Origin of the sequence: Sphingopyxis sp. 22461 (assembly GCF_052044915.1) — a bacterium.
Taxonomy (GTDB): domain Bacteria; phylum Pseudomonadota; class Alphaproteobacteria; order Sphingomonadales; family Sphingomonadaceae; genus Sphingopyxis.
The window spans coordinates 171659-196783 of record NZ_JBQENY010000006.1; the positions used below are offsets into that span (position 1 = coordinate 171659).

Consider the following 25125-nt stretch of genomic DNA (forward strand, 5'->3'; position numbering starts at 1 on the left):
AATCCGCCGCATCGCCATATGTTGCGTGGGCCTAGGCCATTGCCGCCAGAATTTCCGAAATCGCGACAAACGCAAAGCACACCGAGCTGTCGGCCACGCCATAAGGCAGGAAGATATCGTCGCCGACGCGGATCGCTCCGCACGTATAGACAACGTTGGGAACATAGCCCTCGCGGTCCTCGTCAGCGGCGGAGAGGATCGGATTGGGGGTCCGGCCGATCACCTTCGACGGATCCTCCTTGTCGAGCAACATCGCCCCGATCGCATATTTGCGCATCGCCCCGACGCCATGCGTCAATACCAGCCAGCCCTCGTCAAGCTCGATGGGCGCCCCGCAATTTCCGATCTGGACGAGCTCCCACGGAAAGCGCGGTTCGAGCAGCAACTCGCCCTCCTCCCATCGATCGATCGTGTCGGATCGCAGCAGATATAGGTTCTTGCCGTCCTGCCGCCCGATCATGCAGAATTGCCCGTCTATCTTGCGCGGAAAGAGTGCCATGCCTTTGTTGCGCCCAGCCTTGCCCTTGATCGGGGTGAGCGTGAAATCTTTGAAGTCTCGCGTGCGGAGCAACTCGGACTGGATGTCGCGGCCGCTGTAGGCCGTGTAGGTTCCGATCCACTCGCTGTTGCCGCTGTCGCGCTCGAACTCGACCAGCCGCAGATCTTCGAGTCCGTTGCGCTGCGCCTCCGTAATTGGAAAGATCACGGTTCCCGACAGAGTATTATCCTTCTGCCGGTAGAGCGAGACGACATCTTCCGGTTTGTCGTTGCGGTGCGGACCAAGCATCGCCGCGGTGGCGAAGGCCGGCTGCGGCAACAGCGTCAGCTCGCGATCGCAGGTGATGATGCCCTCGCGAAAGGCTATGGTCGAAATATGCCCCTCGCCGACCGCGCGCAGCGACAGCAGGATACGGATGCTCCCCTCCTGCAGCCCGCTCTGGTCGGGGTGGCGCACGACACTGGGGTTCATCAGCGCTGCCGCCGCAAAGCTATATTCGTGGCAGAAATAGGCGCCGATCAGGAGCCGCATTTCGCGTTTGAGGGCGAGACCTTCGAGGCCGAGCTTGGGTTCTATTTCGTCAAAGCGATCCTCGAACACCTTCTCGATCTGCCAGTGCCGGTCGGCGAAATCGCGCAGCACGACGCCGAGTTCGGCGCGCACCGTCCGGGGATCGAATTCAACGATCTCGCGCGCCAGCCGCTGCACGCGTTCGAGATCGGGGCCCGACGCCTGCCAGGCCAGATGAAAGGGTCGCACGACGACGCGCGTCGGGTCTGCGTGCAGACGCAGTTCATGCTGGATCAAATGCAAATGATCTTCCTTTCAGCCGACCTGCCGGACGAAATCCCGAATGGCATAGGTCGCATGCTGATAGGCGAGAACCGACTCTGCGCCTTCATTCAGATTGAGGCCGCGCGGATTTATCCCGTCCTTGCTGGTGCCCGTGAGCGCATCGCCAACAATCATGCCGCGGTCGTTGCACCCGCCGAACCATTCATACGCACGCCGCGCGTGCGCCAGCCAGATGTCGTCGCCGGTGACGTCATAGGCCGCCGACGCGGCATCGATCGCGGCCCAGATCTCGAGTGGCTGCTGGTCGAAGGGCTGGGGCAGTTCATAGGCACGACCGAAGCTGTCGGAACCGACGGGGCGATAATGACCGCGGGGCGAAATCTGGACATCGTTGATCCACCGCAGCGTCTCGACCCCGCACGCGATGACATCCGCACGCTCCAGCCGCACGCCTGCGCGCAGCATTGCCTCGGACAAGCGGCAATTGTCGTAAGCGAGAACGGGTTCGAACCAATGCCAATCGGGACGTGCCGCCGCGTTATACAGCGCGAGCAGCCGATCAGCGCCTCGCTGCAATATCCGGTTCGCAGGCCCATGCCGGGGATCGCCCGACAGCATATAATCGGCACCGAGCATCGCGAAAGCGATCGCGCGCGGCGAATTATACTCCAGCGCGGAGGGGGCCGTCCGCTCGAACAGTTCACGCGCCCATTGGCGTAAACCGGGATCGCGCGCCTCGCGCGCCGTCGCGCCAAGTGCCCAGAGGGTTCGCCCACAGCTATCCTCCGAGCCGACGTCCTCAAGCCAGTTCCGTCCGAACCCCATGAAGTTGCGAAACTCGCCTCTGTCCGTGTTCCAGGCATGCTGGACGAAAGAAGCGAAGACCGAGGTCAATTGCCCGCATTGACGGAGCGCATCGTCGTCCAGCCGATGCATCAACATCAGCGCGCGGGCATTGTCATCGACGCAATAGCCGTGCGCGCGGTCCGGAATCATGTGGATGCTGTGCTGCAGAATGCCGGTGTCGTCACAAATGCGCAAAAGGCCTTCGACGCCGATCCGATCCGGAATTGGCGTTGCCTTCGGCACGACGCGGTTCTCTTCGATCAATGCGTGGGTCCGCGCCGCGAAGACTGGCCAGATCATGTCACGGCTGCGCGCATAAGCGCGCTTCTGCAGCGTGAGCAGCCTCTCGGGATCGCCGAGCAGATATTTGATCTCGTTCGCGATCGCCCCGCTATCGTTGAAGGGCACCAGCACGCCATGATCGTCGGCGAGCAATTCGACGGCATGGACATAGGGCGTCGAGATGACGGCCTTGCCGAGCGCCATTGCATAGGAGAGCGTGCCCGAGGTCGACTGCTGCGCGCCGATATAAGGCGTCACATAAATGTCGGCCGCCTCGATCAGGTCGAGGAGCTCGCCAGTCTCCATGAATGCATCGATCCAGCGGACATGCACTTCGACGCCGAGCGAGACGGCAAGCGCCTGAAGCCGTTCGCGATAGGCTTCGCCTTCATGCGCCAGAAGATTGGGGTGCGTGGCCCCGGCGATACAATAGAGGAAATCCGGATGATCCTCGACGATCGCGGGCAACGCCTCGATGACCGCCTCGATCCCTTTGCCTGGCGACAAAAGCCCGAAGGTCAGCGCGACGCCTTTACCCTCGAACCCGAACCGCGGCTTGAACTGCGACGCGCGGCCGAAGGGCCGGTCGGGAACGCCATGCGCAATCAAAGCGATCTGCTCTTCATCGGCGCGATAGATAGTCCGCAGCAGATCGCGCGAGCGCTCGGACATGACGACCAGCTTGGTCGCGCGCGCAATCAGACGGTCCATGACACGGCGCTGATCGGCGTCGGGTTCGGCGAGCACGGTGTGAAGGGTGATGATCAGGGGTGCGGAAACCCGATCCACCAGTTCGAGGATCATATCGCCCGCCAGTCCGCCGAAGAGCCCGAACTCGTGCTGCAGCCATACAATGTCGGCGCGGCTCGCCTCGATTTGCCGCGCCGCTTCGACAAAGCTGGCCGCGTCACCTTCGGTTATGACGCCGCGAACGACCCGATCGAAAATGGTCGGGACGGCCGCGGGCGCCATCGCATAGACGTCGACCGCGAGGTCGGGAGCAGCTTCGCCAAGCGACGAACGAATGTCCGCCGTGAAGGTCGCGATGCCGCAGCGCCTGGGAAGAAAGCCGCCGACAAGAGCGAGCCGGGCGGTAGCCAATGCTTCCGGCCGGAGCGTTTGGCACGCCTCCTGGCCTTCATTGAACGATGTGCGATCGAGCGTTTCGTACACAGGCAATTACCTTCCAAAAAATGATGTGACAGAAGGCCTCACCCAACAGGTTTTCGGTTGTTTCGAGACGCGCAACAGACTGCAGACATCTCGAAACAGAACAATTCAGCGGCGCATTTGTTCCCCTTGGCACGCACCTCGCCGGTAGCCGTAGGGGGCAATCCCGGTCACGCCGGCCGAATGTCGCGGCCACATTTTCACCTCAGACAGGCGACGATGATTTCGATAATCGCAAGCGTTTCGCCCGGATCGCGAACGGAGATCGTGTCCAGTCCCAGCGCCTTGGCCGGATAGTCATTGCCGCCCGGGAATATCGCATCGCCGATGAAGAGCATCGCACCCAGTTCGATACCACTTTCGTCGCTCAGCTTCGTCAGGCCATAGGCCTTGTCGACGCCTTCGCGCGTGACATCGATCGACGTAGCGCCGCCCATATTGATCGACAGACCCGGCAGACGTTGGCGAAGGTCGGCTTGGATCACCTTGCGCTTCGCGAAATCGGGATCCCATTTTTCCTTGGCATCGATCGGCGCTTCCTGACCCAATGCCGAGAATGTGATCTGGCTCCCCCGATCCTCGACCCGTTCTCCCCAGACGGCTTCGGGAACGAACCCGGTCGCCCGAAGCGCCGCATCGAAGGCTTCGAATATGCGCTGCTTCTCTTCGTCGGCGAAGATTTCGGCATAGCGCGCCTGCCACGCGCCCGAACGGAAGGTGTAAAGCTTGGTGCCGGTCGTCGGCATGAGCCACAGCCGCGCACGGTCCGCACGCTCGGGAAGGCGCGTCGCCACCTGTTTGTCGAACTGCGGCCAGTCGCCGCCCGAGATTATAGCAACCTCGGCAACACCCATGAGGTCGGCAAGTGCGTCTCCCATCGCGTTATCGAGCGGCTGCTTGCTCTCGGCGAGCGTCCCGTCGAGATCGAAAGCGATCAGCCGCTTCATACAGGCGTCTGTCCGGCTTCGACTCTTGCCGCCTCGCGCTGTCGCCGCACGGAGGCTTTGGCGTCGACAAGGTTCGAATAGCGATAGGTCCCCACCGCGAATTGTTCGACATAGGTCCGGATGATGCCATCCTCGTCGTCGGCCGGCGGGCGCAGGCTCCCTCCCTCGTCTTCCCACGCCGAGCGCGACGCCGCCTCGTCGATTGCGGCTGCGAGAGCGCCATCCTCCACACCCAGGGAGCTATAAAAGTCGCGCCCGACGGCCAGCAGGGTGGCGCGAATGTCGAGCGGCCGACCGTCCGCTCCGTCAACCGCCCCAGATGGATGCTGGCCTTTCGCCTTCTCGAATGTCTTTGCCATCAGCAATTCGGCGATCAGCACATCACCGACCAAACCGCCCTGCGCATCGACCGCGTCCGTGGATGGTATGGCAAGATCGGCAATGGCCTCGGCGTCGCCGCTCAGTCCGCGACGCTCGCGATATTCGTTGATGCGTTTGGCATAATAACGCGGCAGGTCGAAACTGGGCATCGCCTGCCCATCGTGTCGTCCCTGGCTGACGGCCATCAAGGCCATCTGATGGTGGTGGAGAAGTTGATTGAGGTCCATAGCTTAGCTCCTTTAGCGGGAGCGCAGTGGTCTCTCAGTCGCCGGCACGCGGTGGAAGCGGGCGATGCCATGGAGGTGGGGTTGCAGGGCTCCAAATACAATGAGCGTGAATTTATAATTGCGATGACCGGCGGGTGGCCGCTCATATGACTCGACTCCCCGCAGAATAGGCCTAGCCTCGATCGGCAGAGGCTTTCCACGCGACCCGGAAAGTCGATGGGGCTTCCTTTGGTCATGAACGCAGAGGATGAGAGGGCTTCGCGGTAGCGGAGCCCTTTTGCGGCAGTGGTGGGATGCCCATTGCAGGCGGGCTATGGCCGGTTACGGACGGCCGGCCTAACTTTCCAGCCCCCATTTTGGCGATATCGCCGCTTCAGCGCCCCCGTCGGACACCTTGCGCACCGCGCTGCTTCTCAATCGCGTCGGCCTCGGCCTCGCGTGCGTCATCAGCAGGGCTGCTGCTGCTAGGCGCGATCCGGAAATTTGGCGCATCAATCAGAACGGTCGTCGGCCGGCTTTCCCAATTAACTCGAAGCGCGCCCGGCCAATGTCCATGGGCGCTAGCGGTTCCAATATTCCTGATAGGCATATGATCTCATTAGAATGAATTGGACCGTCGCCGAGCTTTCCAACACCCTCGAGCCCAATCGCACCTGCTGTCACGACGGCGGACAAAGGCGATGGATTTGGAGAGCTGAATGTCCGGAAGCAATTCCCCTTGGATGAATGAAGAGTTGTCGCTGCTTCGCGATGCTGCGTCGCGCTTTCTGGCGCAGGAGATGGTGCCGCAGCGCGAACGCTGGGAAGCCGAAGGCATTGTCGATCGAGCGTCGTGGCGCAAGATGGGCGAAGCGGGGCTACTCTGTGCGAGCATCCCCGAAGCCTATGGCGGCGCGGGCGGTACCTACGCCCATGACATCGTCATCTTCGAGGAAATGGCCCGGGCCGGCCTGACGGGCGGCCTCGGCGGCGGGGTCGGCGTGCATGCCGGCATCGTCGCGCATTATATCCTGTCCTATGGCACCGAGGAGCAGAAGCTGCGGTGGCTGCCGGCGCTGGCGTCGGGCGAGAAGATCGGCGCGATCGCGATGACCGAGCCGGGTACCGGGTCCGATCTGCAAGCGGTCCGCACGACTGCGAAACGCGATGGCGGTCACTATATGATCGATGGGTCCAAGACCTTCATCAGCAACGGCCAGAATGCCGACCTTGTCATCGTCGTCGCGCGGACCGGCAGCGAAGCGGGGGCGAAAAGCCTGTCGCTCATCGTCGTCGAAGCCGATGACGCCGATCAGGCGCAGGGGTTTCGCCGCGGCCGCAATCTCCACAAGATCGGAATGAGCGCGCAGGACACGTCCGAGCTGTTCTTCGATGGCGTTCGCGTGCCCATGGGCAACCTGCTCGGCACCGTCGAAGGCCAGGGCTTTACCCAGCTCATGATCCAGCTCGCGTGGGAGCGGCTGCAACTGGCGATCATGGGCGCGATCCACATCGAAGAAGCGGTCCGCATGACGACGGCCTATACCAGGGAGCGCAAGGCGTTCGGCAAGCCGCTCTTCGAATTCCAGAACACCCAGTTCAAACTGGCCGAATGCGCCACGGTCGCCAGCGTCGCGCGGACCTTCGTCGATCAGATGATCGTTCGACTGCTGGCCGGCGAGCTCGACGCGGCCACCGCGGCGATGGCGAAACTCTGGATTTCCGAGCAGCAATGTCAGGTCATCGACGAGTGCCTGCAGCTGTTCGGCGGCTATGGCTATATGACCGAATATCCCATCGCGCGGCTCTACGCCGATGTTCGGGTCGGCCGCATCTTTGGCGGCACCAGCGAAATCATGAAGACCATCATCGCGCGCTCGCTTTGACGCGCCCCTATAAGCAAGTGGACAGAAAAATGACTGAACAACTCCGTTTCGATAACAAGGTCGTCATCATCACCGGCGCGGGCGCCGGGCTTGGCCGCCAGCATGCACTGATGTTCGGTGCGCGCGGCGCGAAGGTCGTCGTCAACGATCTGGGCGGCGACATCGCCGGCGGCGGCAAATCATCCGCCGCGGCCGATGCCGTGGTCGAGGAGATCAAGGCGTTGGGCGGCGACGCCATCGCCAATTATGACTCGGTCGAGGATGGCGCGAAGATCGTCCAGACCGCCCTCGATGCGTTCGGGACGGTCGACATTCTCGTCAATAACGCGGGCATCCTGCGCGATGCGAGCTTTGCGAAGATGACCGACGCCGACTGGGATCTGATCGTGCGCGTTCATCTGAACGGGACCAAGGCCGTCACCCACGCCGCCTGGCCGATTCTGCGCGAAAAGGCCTATGGTCGCATCGTGATGACCACCTCGGCGGCCGGCATCTATGGCAATTTCGGCCAGGCCAATTATTCGGCCGCGAAGCTTGGCATCTATGGCCTGGCCAACACGCTGGCCGAAGAAGGGCGCGCGAAGAATATCCTCGTCAATACGATCGCGCCGATCGCCGCCTCACGCCTCACCGAAACCGCCTTTCCCGAAGAATTTCTCGCCAATCTCAAGCCCGAGGCGGTCAGCCCGCTGGTCGGATGGCTCGCGCATGAGAGCTGCACCGAAACCAAGGGGCTGTTCGAGGTCGGCGCGGGTTATATCTCCAAGCTGCGCTGGGAACGCACCCGCGGCTACAGCTTCGGCACCGATCGCGCCTTCACACCCGACGATATCGCCCGGCAATGGAACAAGATCAGCGATTTCGCCGACGCCGAACATCCCGTGACCGTCAACGACACCTTCACCGCGGTGATGCAGGCGGTGAACACAAAGACGCTCGGCGGCAATGAATTCATCGATCTCGATGTCGCGATGCGCGAGGAGCTGGTCCTCGAATCCGCCTATGACGAGCGCGACCTCGCCATCTATGCGCTGGGCGTTGGCGCCGCGCGCGATCCGATGGACGATGACGAGCGCAAGTTCGTCTATGAGCTCGGCGATTTCCATGCGCTGCCGACCTGGGGCGTGATGCCGCAATCGAACGCGATGCTGGCGCTGGCCAAGGACGGGGGGCTGAAGCTGCCGGGGATGAGCTATGGTTTCGACCGCGTGCTTCACGGCGAGCAATATACCGAAGTGCGCGGGCCGCTCCCCAAATCGGCGAAGCTCAAGCATATCTTCAAGTTCAAGCAAGCCTATGACAAGGATCCCCACGCCGTTGTCGTGTTCGGCGTCAGCACGGTCGACGAGCATGGCGAGGAAATCGTCTATAACGAGATGACGTCCTTCGTGAGGGGCGCGGGCGGCTGGGGCGGCGAGCGCGGCCCCTCGGCAGACATTAATGTGCCACCGGCGCGCGAGCCCGACGCCATCGTCGAGGAAGCGACCGATGCCAACCAGACCTTGCTCTATCGCCTGTCGGGCGACTGGAACCCGCTCCACGCCGACCCCGCGTTCGCCAAGGCGTTCGGCTATGACAAGCCGATCTTGCACGGCCTTTGCACCTTCGGCCATGTCGGCCGCCATGTGGTGAAGGCTATGCTCGGCAATGATCCGCGCAAGTTCAAGAGCATCAAGGTGCGCTTCGCCGAGCCGGTCTTCCCCGGCGAGACGCTGGTGACAAAGATGTGGAAGGAAGCCGACAATCGCGTGATCGTCGAGACGAGCGTCAAGGAACGCGGCAAGGTCGTGATCAAAAATGCCGTGGTCGAATTCTATGACGAGATTCCGGTTCGCAAGCCGAAGGCTGCGAGTGAAGACGCCAACGCGACGGCTGCGGTCCAACCCGACAAGGTTATCCCGCAGGACGTGTTCGCTGTGATCGCCGATCATGTCGCGGGACACCCCGAGCTTGCCGCCAAGGTCGACACCGCCTTTCAGTTCAAGCTCAACAACCCCGAATCCCACTGGGTGCTCGATCTGAAGACCGGGGCCGATGCCGTTCGCGAAGGCATCGCCGACAAGGCCGACTGCACGATCGAACTCGACGCGGACCTGCTGCATACCGTCGTGACCGCCCCGCTCGCCGACGTCCAGAAGCTCTTTTTCGGCGGACAGATGAAGGTGGGCGGCGACGTGATGGCGTCGAACAAGCTTAGCGAACTCTCGGTGATCGATCCTGATCAGTACGACAAGGCCAAGGCAAGACGGCTCGCGGGTAATGTGACATGATCCGCATGGGTCAAGGACAGGAGATGGAAATGGCCGCCAGCGAGACTGAAGTGGAAGCCGCCCTGCGGCGGATCTTCCCGATCTACGAGCATGCCGGCCTGACCGTGGAATCGGTGCGTGACGGCATCTATCGGGTGCGCATCCCGCTGAACCGCGAGAATGGCAACCACCTGAACACCGTCCATGCAGCTTTGCAATGGGCCGCGGCCGAGGTTCTGGGCGGTCTGGTGGTCATGGCCATTTTCGGCCTGGAGCAACTGGACAAAATGTACGGTGCCGTCCAGTCGGTCTCGATCGATTTCCAGCGCCCGGCCCGGTCGGCGATCGTCGCCGAAGCCCTGTTCGACGAGCGCGAGGCCCGGCGGATCGAACAGATGATGGGGGACGGACAGGATGCGACGTTTCACCTTCACGCCGTCGTTCGGGACGACGGCGGTGCAACAGTGGCGGTGACCGAAGCCGTCTATGTCGTGCGCCCCCTGCGCCCTGCCAAAGCGGACGTGCGGCTGGGCCGCGCCGGAATGTAGCGACCGGTTGGAATGACGGACCGCCATAAGAGCGGCTGTGGAGAGGAATTATATGTACCTGACTCAAGGCGTTCACCGATCGGTTCAGATCAACGGCAGTGGCACTGCGACATCGTTCCAGGGCCGCAAAAGAAACTGGTGTGAATTTGGCGACCGCGTCGCCCGGCTTGCCGGGGCGCTCCGTGCACTGGGCGTGGGGCCGGGCGACCGGGTGTCGATGCTGGCGCATAATTCGGATCGCTATGTCGAACATTATTATGCGCTGTTCTGGATCGGCGCCGTCGCGGTCCCGGTGAACACGCGCTGGAGCATGGCGGAAATCCTCTATTCGCTCGACGACTCGACGCCGTCGGTATTGCTGTTCGACGACAGCTTCACCGATCAGGCGGCGGCGTTGCGCGATGAGGCTGCGTCGCTGCGCCATCTTATTTACGCTGGCGAAGGCATATCTCCCGACTGGGCGCAGGACTATGAGCGGCTGATCGCCGAGGCCGCCCCGATCGAGGACCTGCGGCACGGCGGCGAGGCGCTGGCGGCGATCATGTATACCGGCGGGACGACGGGGTTCCCCAAGGGTGTCATGCTGAGCCACGCGGGGCTTATCTCCAGCGTGCAGTCGATGGGCGCGATCACGCGACCCGGTCGTCACTCCATCACCTTACATGCCCCCCCGCTCTTTCATATGGCGGCGGCAGCCATGATGTTCTCCACCACATTTTTCGGCGGGTCCCATTCGATCATCCCCGGCTTTGTTCCTGCCCTCGTCTGCGATGCGATCGCGGCCGACCGGATCACCGATATCCTGCTGGTTCCGACGATGGTGAAAATGCTGCTCGATCATTGCGACGAGCATGGCGGCGACCTGTCGTCGATCCGGACGCTTGTCTATGGCGCCGCGCCGATGCCCGAACCGATTTTGCGCCGCGCCATCGCGGCGTTGCCCGATGCGCAGCTTTTTCACGGCTATGGCCAGACCGAGCTGTCGCCGGGAGCGACGGTCCTCTCTCCCGAATATCAACGGCTGGACGGCGACATGTCCAAACTCGGCTCGGTCGGCCATGCGCTCCCCGGGATCGATGTGAAAGTCGCCGCGGACGACGGCAGCGAACTGGCGCGCGGCGAGGTCGGCCAAGTCTGGGTTCGCGGCCCCAATATCATGATGGGATATTGGAACAAACCCGAGGTCACTGCCGCGACCATCATCGACCATTGGGTGCTGACCGGCGACGCCGGCTATATGGATGCCGACGGCTTCCTGTTCATCGTCGACCGGGTCAAGGACATGATCATCTCGGGCGGCGAAAATGTCTTTTCCGCCGAGGTCGAGAATGCGGTGCTAAAACATCCCGCCGTTGCGGATTGCGCGGTGATTGCCGTGCCCGACGATCAATGGGGCGAGCGCGTGCATGCGATCATCGTCCCGCGCGCCGGGGAATCCCTAACCCTCGATATGTTGATCGCGCACTGCAAGACGCTGATCGCCGGCTATAAATGCCCGCGCTCATGCGAGGTTCGCGAACAACCGCTACCGCTTTCGGCAGCGGGCAAGGTGCTGAAAACCGAATTGCGCGCGCCCTACTGGACGAAACAGGACGCGGCCTGAGCCACCCCCATGCCGAAAGCGAAATGCAACTATGTCTGATGCCATTCTGTACGCGCTCGACGGCGACGTCGCGACGATCACATTCAATCGCCCCGACCGGTTGAATGCCCTGACGTTCGATATGATCGACGATTTGTCGGCCAAACTCGATCGGGTGGTGGAAGAAGGCGCGCGTTGCCTGCTGCTCACGGGCAACGGGCGCGGGTTTTCGACCGGCGCCGACCTTCAGGAGATGGATCTGGATGCGTTCGCCCGCGACATAGGCCAAATGTTCGTCGAGCAGCTCAATCCCGCCTTCGAGAAGCTCGCAAACCTCCCCATTCCCATCGTTACCGCGGTGAACGGGCCGGCGGCGGGCGCGGGGTGTTCGCTTGCCCTGTACGGGGATTTCGTCGTCGCGGCCCGCTCTGCCTATTTCTACCAGTCGTTCGCCAATATCGGACTCGTGCCCGATGCCGGGGCGACCTGGATCATTCCAAGGCTGATCGGCCTCCAGCGCGCGGGCAGAATGCTGTTGCTCGGCGAAAAGATCAGTGCCGACCAGGCCTGCGACTGGGGCATGATCCATGCCTGTGTCGACGATGAAGAACTTGCCGGAACCGCCCGCACGCTGGCGGATCGGCTCGCCAAGGGTGCGACAACGTCGTACCGGCTTATCCGGCACGGCATGCGCGCCGCGCTGAATCAGAGCTTTTCCGAGACGCTCGCGATGGAGGGACTCGACCAACACGCCGCTGCCCAGACCAGGGACTTCCGGGAAGGCGTGACGTCTTTTCGCGAACGTCGCTCGCCGAATTTCTGCGGCGCATGAGATTGCCGCGATCCAATGTCGCGATATGACTGTCAGGAATAACTCAGTAGCAGTTTGAATTGGACGCCTTGCACCCGGCGCACGACACTCAACCTCGAAAAACAAAATATTGAGGGAGAGGATATTGCTCATGAGGAAATATTGGCTGCTGGCGAGCGCATCGCTACTGTGTCCTGGGACTGCATTCGCGCAAACCGGAACCGATCCGGCCCCGCAAGGATCGACCAGCGCGCTCGCCGACGAGATCATCGTGACCGCCACCAAGAAAGGCTATGGCGAGAATGTCCAGGATGTGCCGATCGCGGTGACCGCCTATGGCGAGGCGCAGCTCGACGCCAAGTTTGTCCAGAATCTGCAAAGCCTGAGCTATGATGTTCCCAACGTCCAGCTCGAAGATGTTGGCTCGACGCCCGGCTATGCGAATTTTTCGATCCGCGGGCTTGGCATCAACAGTTCGATCCCGTCGATCGACCCGACGGTCGGCGTCTTCATCGATGGCGTCTATCTCGGCATCAATGCGGGGGTCGTGTTCGACAATTTCGACCTCGAGGGACTGGAAGTGCTGCGCGGCCCGCAAGGCCTGCTCTTCGGCCGCAATGTCACCGGCGGCGCGGTCGTCGTCCGCACGTCGCGGCCGAGCTTCGATCTTGAATTCCGGGGCAAGGCTTCGGTCGAGACCGGCCTCAAAAAGACCGTCAGCGGCGTTGTGACGGGGCCGATTGTCGACGATGTCGTGGCAGCAAAACTCGCGGTCTATTACAGCGACGACGATGGCTGGTTCCGCAATCGCTTCGACGGCAAGAGCTTTGGCAAGGCGAAGGATCTGATTATCCGCCCCGCCCTATCGATCCGGGGCGGCGAGGATTTCCGCATGGATATTCGCTATGAGCATGGCGAAACCAAGGGCGACGGCCCCGCAGGCCAAAATCATGGACTGTTCCGCCGCGACAGCTTCGACTTCTCGGTCAACAATCGCGGTTTTTACGACAACAAATGGGATCAGGCGAGCGCCGAGACCAATGTCGACGTCCGCTTCGGCGAGGGCGTCATCACCAATATAGCGGGTTATCGGCGCTATCGGTCCTCCGCGTCATCCGACATCGATGCCACGCCCCTGTCGCTCTTCCATGCCGACATCGAGATCGCACAAAGCCAGCTCAGCGACGAACTGCGCTATGCCGGAAAATTCGGTGATGTCGATGTCACGACGGGCCTCTATTATTTCACGCAGGATATTCGCTATGGCGAGCGCCGCACGCTGCTTGGTGGCCGGCAGATCGTCTCCGGTGGCGGCGCTCAGGATCAGACGACCTGGGGTGTGTTCGCTTCGGCGGACTGGCATTTGAGCGAGACGCTGACGCTGAACCTCGGTGGTCGCTACACCTGGGAGCGCAAGGCCGTGCAAGTGTCGACGCTCCGGCCCAATGGCTGCAATCTCGATACGATCATCTGCACGACCAACTTCGCCGACAGCGACAAATGGAAGGGCTTCACTCCCAAGATCGGCCTGCAATGGCAACCCGGCGACGATACGCAGGTCTATGGCGTCTACACCCGCGGCTTTCGCAGCGGCGGCTATAATCTGCGCAACACCGATCCGAACGTACCGCCGGGGCCGTTCGACCAGGAAGTGCAGGACAGTTTCGAACTTGGCGTGAAGCAGCAGTTCGGTCGCAACCGGATCAATGTTGCGGGCTTCTACAACCGGATCAAGGATCTGCAGCGCGAGATCGTCCTGCCGGGGCCGCTCGGCGCAAGCCAGGTGATCCGCAACACCGCCGATGCGACGATCAAGGGGATCGAGGCCGAGGGGCTGTTCTTCATCCTCCCGAACCTCGCGCTGTCGGGCCAGGTCGGTTATGTCGACGGCCAATACCGCAATGTCCAGTTTGACCTCAGCGGCGACGGCGTGATCGACGGCGTCGATCGCAGACTCAAACTGCCTCGCCTGTCACCCTGGACCTATGGCGCCGGCCTGACCTACGACCAGCGCCTCGGTTCTCTGGGTACGGCGACCGCGCGGGTAAGCTACAACCATCGTGACAAGGCAGCCTTCACCGATAACAATCAGGGTTTCCTCCAGGGTGCGGACATGCTCGATGCGAGCCTGACGCTCGCGACAGCGGACAACCACTGGAAATTCTCCATCTATGGCCGCAACCTGCTGAACGAGGCCACGATTGGAAGCGATGTACAGCTCCCGGCGGCCTTTGGCGGGGTTGGCGCCAGCTTCTCGCCACTCAACAAGGGGCGCGTGATCGGTGGCGAGGTAGCGGTCAGCTTCTGACGCACCGAAACGAGGCGCGGCCGATCTCCTCCTCTCCGGCCGCGCCTCGTTTTTTTAGCCGCCAATGATACCCCGCGCCTTCAGGTCGGCGATGTGCGCGACGTCATAGCCCACCGAGGAGAGCACTTCTGCGCTATCCTCGCCCGCGGCGCGCGACATCCGGGGCTTTTCGGTCACAGTCCGGGTGTAGCGCGGTGCCGGAGCGGGCTGGATTTTGCCATCGACACAAAGGAAGGTGCCGCGTTGCTGATTATGTGGATGCAGCGGCGCCTCGGACAGCGACAACACCGGCGCGAAACAGGCATCGGAACCCTCGAGCAGGGCGCACCACTCTTCCCGGGTCCGCATCCGGAACAGTTGGTCAAGGCTGGCCCCCATCTCCGGCCATGTCCTGGCGTCGAAATGATTGGACGGCAGGTCCGTCGCTTCGACCAACCGAAGCAGTTCACGGTAAAATTGCGGCTCGACCGGACCGATGGCGATGAACTTGCCGTCCGCGGTTTCATAGCTGTCGTAAAACGGAGCCCCCGTATCAAGCAGATTGGCGCCACGTTCATCCCGCCAGTGACCATTTCCATAGAAGGACCAGATCATGCTCGCCAGCACCGCGGCGCCATCGACCATCGCACAGTCGATTGCCTGACCCTGGCCGCTTTGCCGGGCATGAAGGATCGCGCTCACCATTCCGAAAGCGAGCATCATCCCGCCACCGCCGAAATCGCCGACGGCATTGGCGGGCGGTGTTGGCTTCTGGCCCGCGCGCCCATAGGTGTGCAGATTGCCCGAAAGCGCGATATAGTTGATGTCGTGCCCTGCAGTGTGTGCGTAGGGGCCCTCCTGCCCCCAGCCGGTCATCCGGCCGTAAACGAGGCGCGGATTGTCCTGCAACAGGACGTCCGGCCCAAGACCCAAGCGCTCCATCACCCCCGGACGAAACCCCTCGATCAGGCCGTCGGCCGTGCGACACAGATCACGGATAATCGCGATGCCCTCGGGCGTTTTGAGATCGACCATGACCGACCGCCGCGAGCGCGCCAATATGTCGTCGGCAACCCCGGGCGCGAAGCCCGGACCGTCGCCGGGGCGCTCGATGCGGATCACCTCCGCGCCATGATCCGCAAGCATCATGCCGCAAAACGGCCCCGGCCCGATGCCGGCAATCTCGATAATCCGCAGTCCAGCCAAAGGTCCGGCCATAAATCCTCTCCTCGTTGAAAAGGGAAAGATTGGCGGAACCGGCCTATTTGCTCTAATTCATTATCTTCGCGAATCATGCCTGAGAGGAATGATATGTTCGATTCCCGATTGAAGCATGCCGTGGCGGTGGGAAAGCTCGGTTCCTTCTCGCGCGCGGCGGACGATGTCGGCGTCACCCAATCGGCGGTGACCAAGAGCGTCGCCGATCTTGAGCGGCAGCTTGGCTATCCCTTGTTTCACCGGACCTCGCGCGGCGCGCTGCTGACCGAAGAGGGGCGCGATTTCATCGACCGCGCCTCGCGTCTCCTGTCCGATGCCGCCGAACTGGTGGGCGACACCGAGCGAAGCGCCGACCCGTACAAGGGGCTTTTGCGCATCGGCATCTTCCCGGGCTCGCTCGAGTGGATGCTGACCGAGCCGCTCCTCGCACTGCTGCACCGTCGCCCCAGCATTCGCATCGAGATGGTGACGGGGTCCAGCGAACGGGGGGTCCAGCTCCTGACGCGCGGCGACATCGATGTGGCTTTCGGCATGCACGCGGCATTCGCCAACTGGGCCCAGTTCAAGTGCGAGAAGATGGGCGTGCTCGACGCCGTACCGTTTGTCCGCCGCGAGCATCCGATCCTTGCCATGGGCCCGGTGACGGTGGAGACGCTCACCCAGTTCGATTTCGTCGTCCCTTCGTCCTCCGAACCCTACACAACCGCGGTACGCCGGATGTATGAAGCAAGCGGGCAAGCCTTGGGTGACCGCCTGCATGTGATGGATTTTTTCCCGCTCATCGAGCGCGTCGTCGCCTCGTCGGATACCATCGGTTTCGTTGCCGTCGAATTTGCGAACAGCCGGCGATTCCAGGAACGGTTCGTGGCCCTGCGGGATACGAATTTTTTCGAAGGGCCGCCGCTATGCTGCGCGGTGCGGGCCCGCTGGCCCGCAAAGCCAGCGACCAGGGCAATGATCGCACAAGTGCGCGAGAGGCTGGGCTAAGCTGCGTCCACTCCGGTCCCGATGGCGAGAATTATTCCATAAACGAATAGTTCTCTACTATTTTGAATTGGACCCAACGTCGGCGGGCATCCGATACGCCTCCACGGAACAATGAATCTGTCGGAGAGAAGAAAAATGGCCAAATCTGAACGCGAAGTCCTTGTCGCCGGTGTGGGCATGGTCCCCTTCACTAAGCCGGGCGCCGGTCCCGCCTATGATGAGATGGGATCGCAAGCGATCCGCCTCGCGCTCGCCGACGGCGGCATCGACTATGCCGATGTGGAACAGGCTTATGCCGGCTATGTCTATGGCGACAGCTGTTGCGGCCAGCGCGTCGTCTATCAGGTCGGGCTGACCGGCATTCCGGTGTTCAACGTCAACAATAATTGCTCGACGGGTTCGACCGCGCTCTATCTGGCGCGGCAGGCGGTCGCGAGCGGCGCGGTGGATTGCGCCATCGCGGTCGGCTTCGAACAGATGACGCCGGGCGCGCTCGGCGCAACCTTTACCGACCGACCGAGCCCTTTTGTCGACTTCAACACCGCAACCGATGCGCTCGTCGATACCGAACTCCCCCTCGCGCTCAAATATTTCGGCGGAGCCGGGCTCTCGCACATGCAGAAATATGGCACGACGATGGAGGATTTCGCCAAGATCCGCGCCAAGGCGAGCCGCCATGCGGTGAACAATCCGCTTTCGGTGTTCCGCAAGGAAATGAGCGAGGCCGATGTGCTCGGCGAACAGCTAATCTGGCCCGGCGTGATGACGCGCCCGATGGCCTGCCCGCCGACCTGCGGCGCCGCAGCCGCCATCCTCGTCTCGCCAGAATTTGCCAAACGCAACGGCCTCACGCCCGGCGTCCGCATTGCCGCACAGGCAATGGTTTCGGACCAGCCCTCGACCTTCGATGCCAACGACATGATGCAAGTTGTCGGCTACGACATGACCGGCCGGGCGGCGCGGCAGGTCTATGAGGCCGCCGGTGTCGGCCCCGACGACATCCGCGTCGTCGAACTGCACGACTGCTTCGCGCATAATGAACTGATCACCTATGAAGGGCTCGGCCTTTGCCCCGAAGGCGGGGCGCAGAAATTCATCGCCGATGGCGACAACAGCTATGGCGGGCGCGTCGTCACCAATCCGTCAGGCGGGCTTTTGTCCAAGGGCCACCCGCTCGGCGCCACCGGCCTTGCTCAATGCTATGAATTGACCCATCAACTTCGCGGTACCGCCGACACACGCCAGGTCGATGGTATACGCCATGCACTTCAGCATAATCTCGGCCTTGGCGGAGCATGCGTTGTCACGCTGTACGAAAAGGTCTGAGCTTGTAACTTCTAGCAAAAATGGTCGGAGGCTCAGCATAGTGACAAAGCAGTCGATGCTGAGCCGCACCGGCTGGAATCCAGACGGCACATCCCAGCCAGGATATCCACTCGACGAAAAACACATAGTTCAATGACGAATATCGCGGGACTTGAACTGGTGGAGATGGCCGGTTGGAGACAGTCTGCTTCTAGGCTCAAATCATAAAAAGCGGGCATTTTGGGATGAACAGACCCCCATCGATGCCAATGACTCCTGCCGAACGACACATCCATTCTCACCGAATGTTGCCTCCGCCGTCAGCCCCGACACACGATCGCCATCCGACATCTCTGGAGAGCGAGGTTCATTGATTTGAATGCGCTCCTGGCATTTTCCATCGTCAAGAAATCCAGGCTTTTATGCCCTGCTTCTGGGTTCGGCTATCTCGCGGACGGCAAGCGCGCGCCGATCTCAGCCTCTCCACATTCCCGCTCGGCCAGACTGGCCTCATGACAGGCTGGCACAGCCCGTCCTCGATCACCGACATGAAACAGCAACGCGCGCTCGATCCTCGCGAATCTGCGAGTTCGACCAACCCCGCCCGGAGCCGAAAGCCAAAGTCCGGCCCTCAGGATTTCAAAGAGTTAGATGGGACGGCCGATAGATGTGGCAACGATCTGCTCCACAAATTAGCTAATTAATTCAAAAACTTAGATAGGTTGGTAGCGGAGGAGGGACTCGAACCCCCGACACGCGGATTATGATTCCGCTGCTCTAACCAGCTGAGCTACTCCGCCCCGAAGGGCCGCCGCGATGGGCGAGCAGCGCCTATAGGCAGGGCATTCGCGCTGGTCAATATCATGTGCGCACTCCGCGAAAATTGCGTGCGAAGGCCGGTTGCCACGGGCCGCCGAGGTAGTGATGCGCGGCGAGACCCGCGATCGTCAGCGCGCGCGGCCGGAAGCCGGCGGCGAGTTCGGCGAGGAGCGCGCGCGCCTGTGCGGGTTCCACCTTGTTCTGGACGGTGACGTGGAGCCGCGGCGTTCCCTGGTCCTGCAGCGTCAGCATTCCGGTGAAATGATCGGCGATACGCTCGCGAATCGCCAGCAGGTCTGCGCTGTCGATGCGAAAGGCGACGCCGCCGCCGAGCGAATAGATCTCGCGCAGGTTTGCGGCAGGAGGCGGCGTGTCGGCGGCGATGCGGCGAATCAGCCGGTCGAGTTCGTCGAGACACGACGGGGGCAGCTGGTGAAACAGCGTGACGTGCGCCGCGAGGTGATTCCGCTCGGGCGGATAATGCGCCGCGCGCAGATTGTTGAAGTGAAGCTGGTCCGCCGCACCCATCGTCGCGGTCACGATGATGGGTACGGCGCCAGCGGCCCGGACGGGAGGGGGGGATGCCGGGCCGCTTATCGGTTTAAGCCGCCTGCGACAGCTTGCCCTGGTAGGGGTTCGCCTTCACCCACTCGAGCGCCTTTTCAGGCGTCGATTCGACATAGGGATCGCTGTCGGTGCCGACGTCGTTGATGCCGGGTTCGACGAACATCTGGACCACGACGCCGTCATCGACGATCGCGGTGTAGCGCCAGCTGCGCATGCCGAAGCCAAGGTGATCCTTGTTGATCAGCATGCCCATGCGGCGCGTGAAGGCGCCCGAACCGTCGGGAACCATCTTCACATTTTCGACGCCGAGGTTCTTGCCCCAGTTGTACATCACGAAGGCGTCGTTGACGCTGATGCAATGGATGTCGGCGACGCCTTCAGCGGCGAAGTCGCCGTGCAGACGCTCGAAGCCCGGGCACTGTTCGTTCGAGCAGGTCGGGGTGTAGGCGCCGGGCAGGCCGAACAGGATGTGGCGGCCTTCGCCGAACAGCTCGCCGGTGTCGACATCCTGCCAGCGGAACGGGTTCGGGCCGTCGACGGCTTCGTCGCGCACGCGGGTCTTGAGCGTGACGGCGGGAACGGGCTGATTGATCATGGGAGAGCCTTTCTGTTGTTGGTTTCGTGCGCCTAAGCGCATGAAAGGCTGCTGCGGTCCAATCGATAAATTGGCAAAGGTTGATCGGATTTATCGATTAACTCGGATTGCAAAAATTCGAATGCCGGATGCGGGTGAGGAGCTATAGGCTGGCCCAGAATCTGCGCAGCGCGGCGGCGACTTCGGCAGGCCGTTCGGCGATCGCCCAATGCCCTGCCCTTTCGATCACCGTCAGCGGTGTGCCGGTGTTCGCGGCGAAGCGCTGCGCCACCGACAGTTCGACATAGGGATCGCCCTCGCCCCAGATCAGCGTGCCGTTCGCGGGCAGCTTGCCGATATCGCGCGCCCAGTCATGCTCGAAACTGAGCCCGTTTGCCGAACGATAAAGTTTCAGGATCGCGCGGCGCTTGTCCTTGTTCGCCCATTGCGCCGCCTCTTCGTGCGCGATGTCGGCGGGCATACCCTGCGCCGCCAGCCCTTCGGCAAGCTTGCCGGGTTTGCTGAGCGCCATGAAGATTTCGCCCAGCACCGGCGTGTTCCAGATGCGCGCGATCCGGTGGCCGCGATATTCGGGATCGATCACCGCGTTCGAAACCGCCCAGCTGCGGATCAAATCGGGGCGCAGCATCGCGGCGCGCTGCGCGATGAGCGCGCCCCAGTCGTGGCCGACGATGTCGATCGGGCCGTGCGCCGCGACCAGCGCCTCCGTCTGCTCCACCGCCCAGTCGGCATAGGCTTCCTTGGTCGCGGCAAAACCGGCAGGCAGCGGAGCGGTGAAGCCGGGAAGCGCGGGCACCACGACCGGGGTGTCGCCGAGGTCGAGCGCGGCGAGCAGCGGACGCCAGATGGCGGGGCTGTCGGGGACCCCGTGGATGAAGAGCTTCGCGGTCACCATTGGTCCCCCGTTCGTCATCCCGGCGAAGGCCGGGATCTCACCGTGGCTCTGATCCGCAATGTCGAGATCCCGGCCTTCGCCGGGATGACGATCTTTTGGGGATCGCTACTCCATCTCCCCGCGGTCGCGCCGCAGCTGATACCATTTCTGCACATTGGCATTATGTTCGGCGAGCGTGCGCGCGAAGATGTGACCGCCGTCGCCCTTCGCGACAAAGAAGAGATAGTCGTTCGCTTCGGGATCGAGCACCGCGGCGATCGAGGCCTTGCCGGGGTTGGCGATCGGGCCCTGCGGCAGGCCGATCATGCTGTAGGTGTTGTACCCGTTCACCGCCTGGATTTCGGAGCGTAATATGCGGCGCCCGAGCGGTTTACCCTTGGTGATCGGATAGATGATCGTCGGGTCGGCCTGAAGCCGCATGCCGACGCCGAGGCGGTTGGTATAGACGCCCGCGACGGTGCGGCGCTCGGCGGCGACGCCGGTTTCCTTTTCGACGATCGACGCCAGCGTCATCGCCTGGTTGCGGTCCTTGACCGCAGTGCGCGGCGTGCGTTTGGCCCAAAGCTCGTTGAACGCCTTGTCCATCGCCGCCTGCATGCGCTTCACGACCGCGGCGCGGGTCTCGCCGGTGGTGAAGGCGTAGCTGTCGGGTAGGATGCTGCCCTCGGCGGGAACCGGGATTTCGCCCTTCAGCCGCTTTTCGGCCATCAGCCGGTCCCACACCATGATCGAGGGCATGCCCTCGGGGATCATGACCATGCGCTGGATCGTCTTGCCCGACTGGAAGAGCTCGAGAATGTCGCCCGCGTCCATCCCCTTCTCGACCTTGTATTCGCCGGGCTTGATCGGGTCGTCCGAGCCGAAGAAGCGCGCTTCGTTGCGAAAGCTCGATGCCGAGACGAGCCCGGCCTCCTCGAGGATCTGCCCCGCCTTCGCGATGCTCGCGCCCGGCGGGACGACGACTTCGGCATCCTTGGGCGCGCCGCCCGAGCAGGCGGCGAGGAGGAGCGCCAAGATCGTGATCGTCAGCCTGCGGAACGGATGCACGCTTTTCTCCCGTCGGTTGGATGGCCCCTGCTTAAAGCCACAAAAGACCCGCATGTGCATCGTCTTTTTGTGTCCTTTGTGGCTTTGAGCGAAGCCTCGGCGAACGCCCTGCTGCTAGAGCATGGCGGTGCAATGTAGGAAAGAGGTTTTGATCCTCCCTGTCGCGCAGCGATGGGGAGGTGGCAGCGGGAAGCGCTGACGGAGGGGCTATAACGCCACGGCCCCTCCACCACCGGCTTCGCCGGCGGTCCCCCTTCCCACGGCTTCGCCGCAGGGAGGATCGAATAATCAGTCGACCGCCTTGACGATGACGCTGGCGTTGGTGCCGCCGAAACCGAAGCTGTTGTTGAGCGCGGCCTTCACTTCGCGCTTCTTCGCCGTGTGCGGGACGAGGTCGACGCCGTCGGTGCCTTCGTCGGGATTGTCGAGGTTAAGCGTCGGCGGGACGATCTGGTCGCGGATTGCGAGGATGCAGAAGATCGTCTCGACCGCGCCGGCGCCGCCGAGCAGGTGGCCGATAGCGGACTTGGTCGAGCTCATCGACACATTGGCGATTTCGTTGCCGAACAGGCGCTTCACCGCGCCGAGTTCGATCGTGTCGGCCATCGTCGAGGTTCCGTGCGCGTTGATATAGTCGATGTCCGCGGCGGTCATGCCCGCCTTTTTCAGCGCCATTTCCATCGAACGATACGCGCCCGAACCGTCGGGGTGCGGCGCGGTCACATGATAGGCGTCACCCGACAGGCCGTAACCGACGACTTCGGCGTAAATTTTCGCGCCGCGCGCCTTGGCATGCTCATATTCCTCGAGCACGACGACACCCGCGCCCTCGCCCATCACAAAGCCGTCGCGGTCCTTGTCATAGGGGCGGCTCGCCTGTTCGGGGCGGTCGTTATAGCTCATGTTGAGCGCGCGCGCCTGCGCGAAGCCCGCGATGCCGATCGGACAGATCGTCGCCTCGGCGCCGCCCGCGAGCATGATGTCGGCGTCATCGTCGCGGATCATGCGCGCGGCGTCGCCGATCGAATGCGCGCCGGTCGAGCAGGCGGTGACGACGGCGTGGTTGGGCCCTTGCAGGCCGTATTTGATGCTGACCTGACCCGAGATCAGGTTGATCAAACGGCCGTGGACGAAGTGCGGCGAAACGCGGCCCGGACCCTTTTCGGCGAGCAGCAAGCTTTCGCTTTCGATGCCCGGCAGCCCGCCGATTCCCGAACCGATCGAGCAGCCGGCGCGCAGTTTCATTTCCTCGGACATGTCCTCAAGGCCCGCGTCCTCGATAGCCTGCCCCGCGGCGTCGATGCCATAGATGATGAAGGGATCGACCTGGCGCTGGACCTTGTGGTCGACGCGCTTGCCCGGATCGAACCCATATTCATGGTCAGGGCCCTTCACTTCGCACGCGATCGTGCATTTCTGGTCCGACGCATCGAAATGGGTGATCGTCCCGGCGCCCGATTTGCCCGCGAGCAGATTGGCCCATGTGGTTTCCACATCGGCGCCCAGCGGCGTCACCAAACCCAAACCCGTCACCACAACCCGGCGCATAGTCATTCCTTTCATCGGCCCCTGCCCCCGCAGGGCGCCGCGTCACGTTTGAAAACGCATATCCATAAAAAAAGCTTCCCGGCCACTGCGCGCGAACGCTCGGGACCGGGAAGCCGGAAACGCGTGGGCGGCGTCGCCGCCGCGTCCGGCTAGGCCGGACCGGGCCCGATCAGCCCTTGTTCGCTTCGATATAGTCGATCGCATCCTTGACGGTGGCGATCTTTTCCGCCGCATCGTCGGGGATTTCGACGCCGAATTCTTCTTCGAACGCCATCACCAGCTCGACGATGTCGAGGCTGTCGGCGCCCAGATCGTCGATGAAGCTCGCTTCTTCGGTGACCTTGTCGGCTTCGACGCCCAGATGTTCGACGACGATCTTTTTAACCTTTTCGGCCGAATCGCTCATGCACAGTTCCTTTTTTCTGACTATGTCGTGAATGTTGAAAATTGCCCTAGTGCCCGTGGGCGGGGCTGGCAAGAGGGCTGGCATCGGCCGTGCGGCGAAGCGCCGCGTCGACCAAGACTTCCTCTGCAGCGCTATATGCCGACCGTGTCCCTTTCTGCCCCTCCGGCACCTGCGTGACGAAATAGGCAATGCCATCGCCGCCTTCAAGGTCGAACCACAGGCCCGAGCGCAATCCATAGGCATCGCCCGAATGGCCGCGGCGCAAACGGCCGTCGCCGAACAGGTCGTCGCGGCAGGCGGGGTCGCGAAGCGCCGGGCCGCCGGTGCTGTGCATAGCTATGCCATATTCGCAGAAAAAGCCGCCCGTCCCCTCGCCGCTTGTGGGGCGGACGCGCGCCATCGCTTCGAGCCGGGCAAGGCTTTCGGGTTTCAGAAAGCCCTCGCCGCGGCGCAGCAGCATGATGCCGATCCGCGCGAGGCCGTTCGCCGAGATGCGAACCCCGCCTTGCGGGCTGAACCCCGCGCCGTGGCGGGCGAGACGATAGGTGGCGAGGTCGCAGCCGCCGTTCGCCGCCGGCACGACCGGACAGGCGGGCCGCGCGCCCTTCAGGTCATCGCGCACGACATTGCCCTCGGCATCGGACAGCACGACGGCCCGCGCGACCGCAGCGTCGCTGCACGTCGGCCAGTTGAAGCAGGCATCGAGGCCGAGCGGACGAAAAACGAGCCGCGTCATCGCCTGGTCGAAGCGCTCGCCGGTTGCCCCCTCGATCGCGGCGGCAACGACCGGATAATTGAAATTGGCATAGGCGAAGTCGCCCCCCGGCGGACGCGCCTTGTCCCAGGCGGCGGGATTGCGGAGCGCGGTTTCGAGATCGGCATCCAGCGGCAGTGCATAGTCGGTTTGGTCGTTGAGGCCGGACCGGTGCCCCAGCAACTGCGCCAGGCTGATCGGCCGGTCGGGATAAGCAGGATGGCGCAGCCGCCAGCCGAGATAGTCCGACACGTCGCGGTCGAGATCGAGCTTGCCCGCCTCGACCAGCCGCAGCACGCCGAGCGCGACGATCAGCTTGGAGACAGAAGCGACGCGCACCGGATCGTCGGGCGTGATCGCGCGGCCGCTCGCCCGGTCGGCCAGCCTCTGGGCGACGCGCGCCTCGACCTGTCCTTCGCGGTTGAAATGCACTGCCACGGCGGCGGGGGCGGGCGACGCGACCGAAGTCAGCAGGGCTAGAAGCGAGAGCATGGC

20 protein-coding genes and 1 tRNA gene are annotated in these 25125 nt (G+C 62.8%); 8 read left to right on the forward strand and 13 right to left on the reverse strand.

Annotated features, from left to right (window positions below; translation table 11 throughout):
* Positions 1-31 precede the first annotated feature (31 nt).
* The 4 genes from ACTJI5_RS11675 to ACTJI5_RS11690 all read right to left on the reverse strand — a co-directional run bounded on the left by ACTJI5_RS11675 (position 32) and on the right by ACTJI5_RS11690 (position 5147).
* Positions 32-1312: a glycoside hydrolase family 130 protein gene (locus ACTJI5_RS11675; protein WP_439514081.1), complete on the reverse strand. Its 1281-nt coding sequence runs from the start codon at positions 1310-1312 to the stop codon at positions 32-34.
* Between the two features lie 12 nt (positions 1313-1324).
* Entirely contained in the window at positions 1325-3595 is a 2271-nt protein-coding gene (locus ACTJI5_RS11680) for a glycosyltransferase family 4 protein (RefSeq protein ID WP_440860435.1), read from the reverse strand.
* A 197-nt stretch (positions 3596-3792) separates the two neighbouring features.
* Positions 3793-4539, reverse strand: a complete 747-nt coding sequence (locus ACTJI5_RS11685) for an HAD-IIB family hydrolase (RefSeq protein ID WP_058539052.1) — start codon at positions 4537-4539, stop codon at positions 3793-3795.
* Positions 4536-5147 (reverse strand): hypothetical protein, encoded by a 612-nt coding sequence (locus ACTJI5_RS11690; protein WP_440860436.1) that lies wholly within the window; start codon positions 5145-5147, stop codon positions 4536-4538. Before ACTJI5_RS11690 ends, ACTJI5_RS11685 begins: the two co-directional genes overlap by 4 nt.
* Positions 5148-5869: 722 nt before the next feature.
* On the opposite strand from ACTJI5_RS11690, the gene ACTJI5_RS11695 reads away from it, so the two are divergent.
* From ACTJI5_RS11695 to ACTJI5_RS11720, 6 genes are all read left to right on the forward strand, one after another.
* Complete coding sequence (locus tag ACTJI5_RS11695; RefSeq protein ID WP_440860437.1) at positions 5870-7012, forward strand: acyl-CoA dehydrogenase family protein; 1143 nt, start codon at positions 5870-5872, stop codon at positions 7010-7012.
* A gap of 29 nt (positions 7013-7041) precedes the next feature.
* Entirely contained in the window at positions 7042-9282 is a 2241-nt protein-coding gene (locus ACTJI5_RS11700) for an SDR family NAD(P)-dependent oxidoreductase (protein WP_440860438.1), read from the forward strand.
* A 29-nt stretch (positions 9283-9311) separates the two neighbouring features.
* Complete coding sequence (locus ACTJI5_RS11705) at positions 9312-9809, forward strand: DUF4442 domain-containing protein (RefSeq protein WP_440860439.1); 498 nt, start codon at positions 9312-9314, stop codon at positions 9807-9809.
* A 52-nt stretch (positions 9810-9861) separates the two neighbouring features.
* The gene (locus ACTJI5_RS11710) at positions 9862-11412 is read left to right on the forward strand and encodes an acyl-CoA synthetase (RefSeq protein WP_440860440.1); all 1551 of its coding nucleotides are present in this window, start codon (positions 9862-9864) and stop codon (positions 11410-11412) included.
* A 31-nt stretch (positions 11413-11443) separates the two neighbouring features.
* Positions 11444-12223, forward strand: a complete 780-nt coding sequence (locus ACTJI5_RS11715; RefSeq protein WP_440860441.1) for an enoyl-CoA hydratase-related protein — start codon at positions 11444-11446, stop codon at positions 12221-12223.
* 130 nt (positions 12224-12353) lie between these two features.
* Entirely contained in the window at positions 12354-14510 is a 2157-nt protein-coding gene (locus tag ACTJI5_RS11720; RefSeq protein ID WP_440860442.1) for a TonB-dependent receptor, read from the forward strand.
* Positions 14511-14564: 54 nt separating this feature from the next.
* On the opposite strand, the gene ACTJI5_RS11725 is transcribed toward ACTJI5_RS11720, so the two are convergent.
* Positions 14565-15707 (reverse strand): CaiB/BaiF CoA transferase family protein, encoded by a 1143-nt coding sequence (locus tag ACTJI5_RS11725; protein ID WP_440860443.1) that lies wholly within the window; start codon positions 15705-15707, stop codon positions 14565-14567.
* A gap of 93 nt (positions 15708-15800) precedes the next feature.
* On the opposite strand from ACTJI5_RS11725, the gene ACTJI5_RS11730 reads away from it, so the two are divergent.
* Together ACTJI5_RS11730 and ACTJI5_RS11735 are read left to right on the forward strand one after the other, a co-directional pair.
* Positions 15801-16694 (forward strand): LysR family transcriptional regulator, encoded by an 894-nt coding sequence (locus tag ACTJI5_RS11730; protein ID WP_310252362.1) that lies wholly within the window; start codon positions 15801-15803, stop codon positions 16692-16694.
* A gap of 135 nt (positions 16695-16829) precedes the next feature.
* Complete coding sequence (locus tag ACTJI5_RS11735) at positions 16830-18020, forward strand: lipid-transfer protein (RefSeq protein WP_440860444.1); 1191 nt, start codon at positions 16830-16832, stop codon at positions 18018-18020.
* Between the two features lie 702 nt (positions 18021-18722).
* Here the strand turns inward: ACTJI5_RS11735 and ACTJI5_RS11740 are convergent.
* The 8 genes from ACTJI5_RS11740 to ACTJI5_RS11775 form a co-directional block, all read right to left on the reverse strand.
* Positions 18723-18799: transfer RNA gene (locus tag ACTJI5_RS11740), tRNA-Met, on the reverse strand.
* Positions 18800-18860: 61 nt separating this feature from the next.
* On the reverse strand, positions 18861-19346 hold the full coding sequence (locus ACTJI5_RS11745; RefSeq protein ID WP_440860527.1) for a 2'-5' RNA ligase family protein: 486 nt from the start codon (positions 19344-19346) through the stop codon (positions 18861-18863).
* Between the two features lie 73 nt (positions 19347-19419).
* Positions 19420-19980: a peroxiredoxin gene (locus tag ACTJI5_RS11750; RefSeq protein WP_037511378.1), complete on the reverse strand. Its 561-nt coding sequence runs from the start codon at positions 19978-19980 to the stop codon at positions 19420-19422.
* Positions 19981-20122: 142 nt separating this feature from the next.
* A complete protein-coding gene (locus ACTJI5_RS11755; protein ID WP_082639956.1) occupies positions 20123-20875 on the reverse strand; it encodes an alpha/beta fold hydrolase in 753 nt (250 codons plus the stop codon).
* Between the two features lie 105 nt (positions 20876-20980).
* Complete coding sequence (mltG, locus tag ACTJI5_RS11760) at positions 20981-21922, reverse strand: endolytic transglycosylase MltG (RefSeq protein ID WP_440860445.1); 942 nt, start codon at positions 21920-21922, stop codon at positions 20981-20983.
* Between the two features lie 288 nt (positions 21923-22210).
* On the reverse strand, positions 22211-23470 hold the full coding sequence (gene fabF / locus ACTJI5_RS11765) for a beta-ketoacyl-ACP synthase II (protein ID WP_137890616.1): 1260 nt from the start codon (positions 23468-23470) through the stop codon (positions 22211-22213).
* A 169-nt stretch (positions 23471-23639) separates the two neighbouring features.
* On the reverse strand, positions 23640-23876 hold the full coding sequence (locus tag ACTJI5_RS11770) for an acyl carrier protein (protein WP_003039428.1): 237 nt from the start codon (positions 23874-23876) through the stop codon (positions 23640-23642).
* A gap of 46 nt (positions 23877-23922) precedes the next feature.
* Entirely contained in the window at positions 23923-25122 is a 1200-nt protein-coding gene (locus ACTJI5_RS11775) for a serine hydrolase domain-containing protein (RefSeq protein ID WP_440860446.1), read from the reverse strand.
* Positions 25123-25125 lie beyond the last annotated feature (3 nt).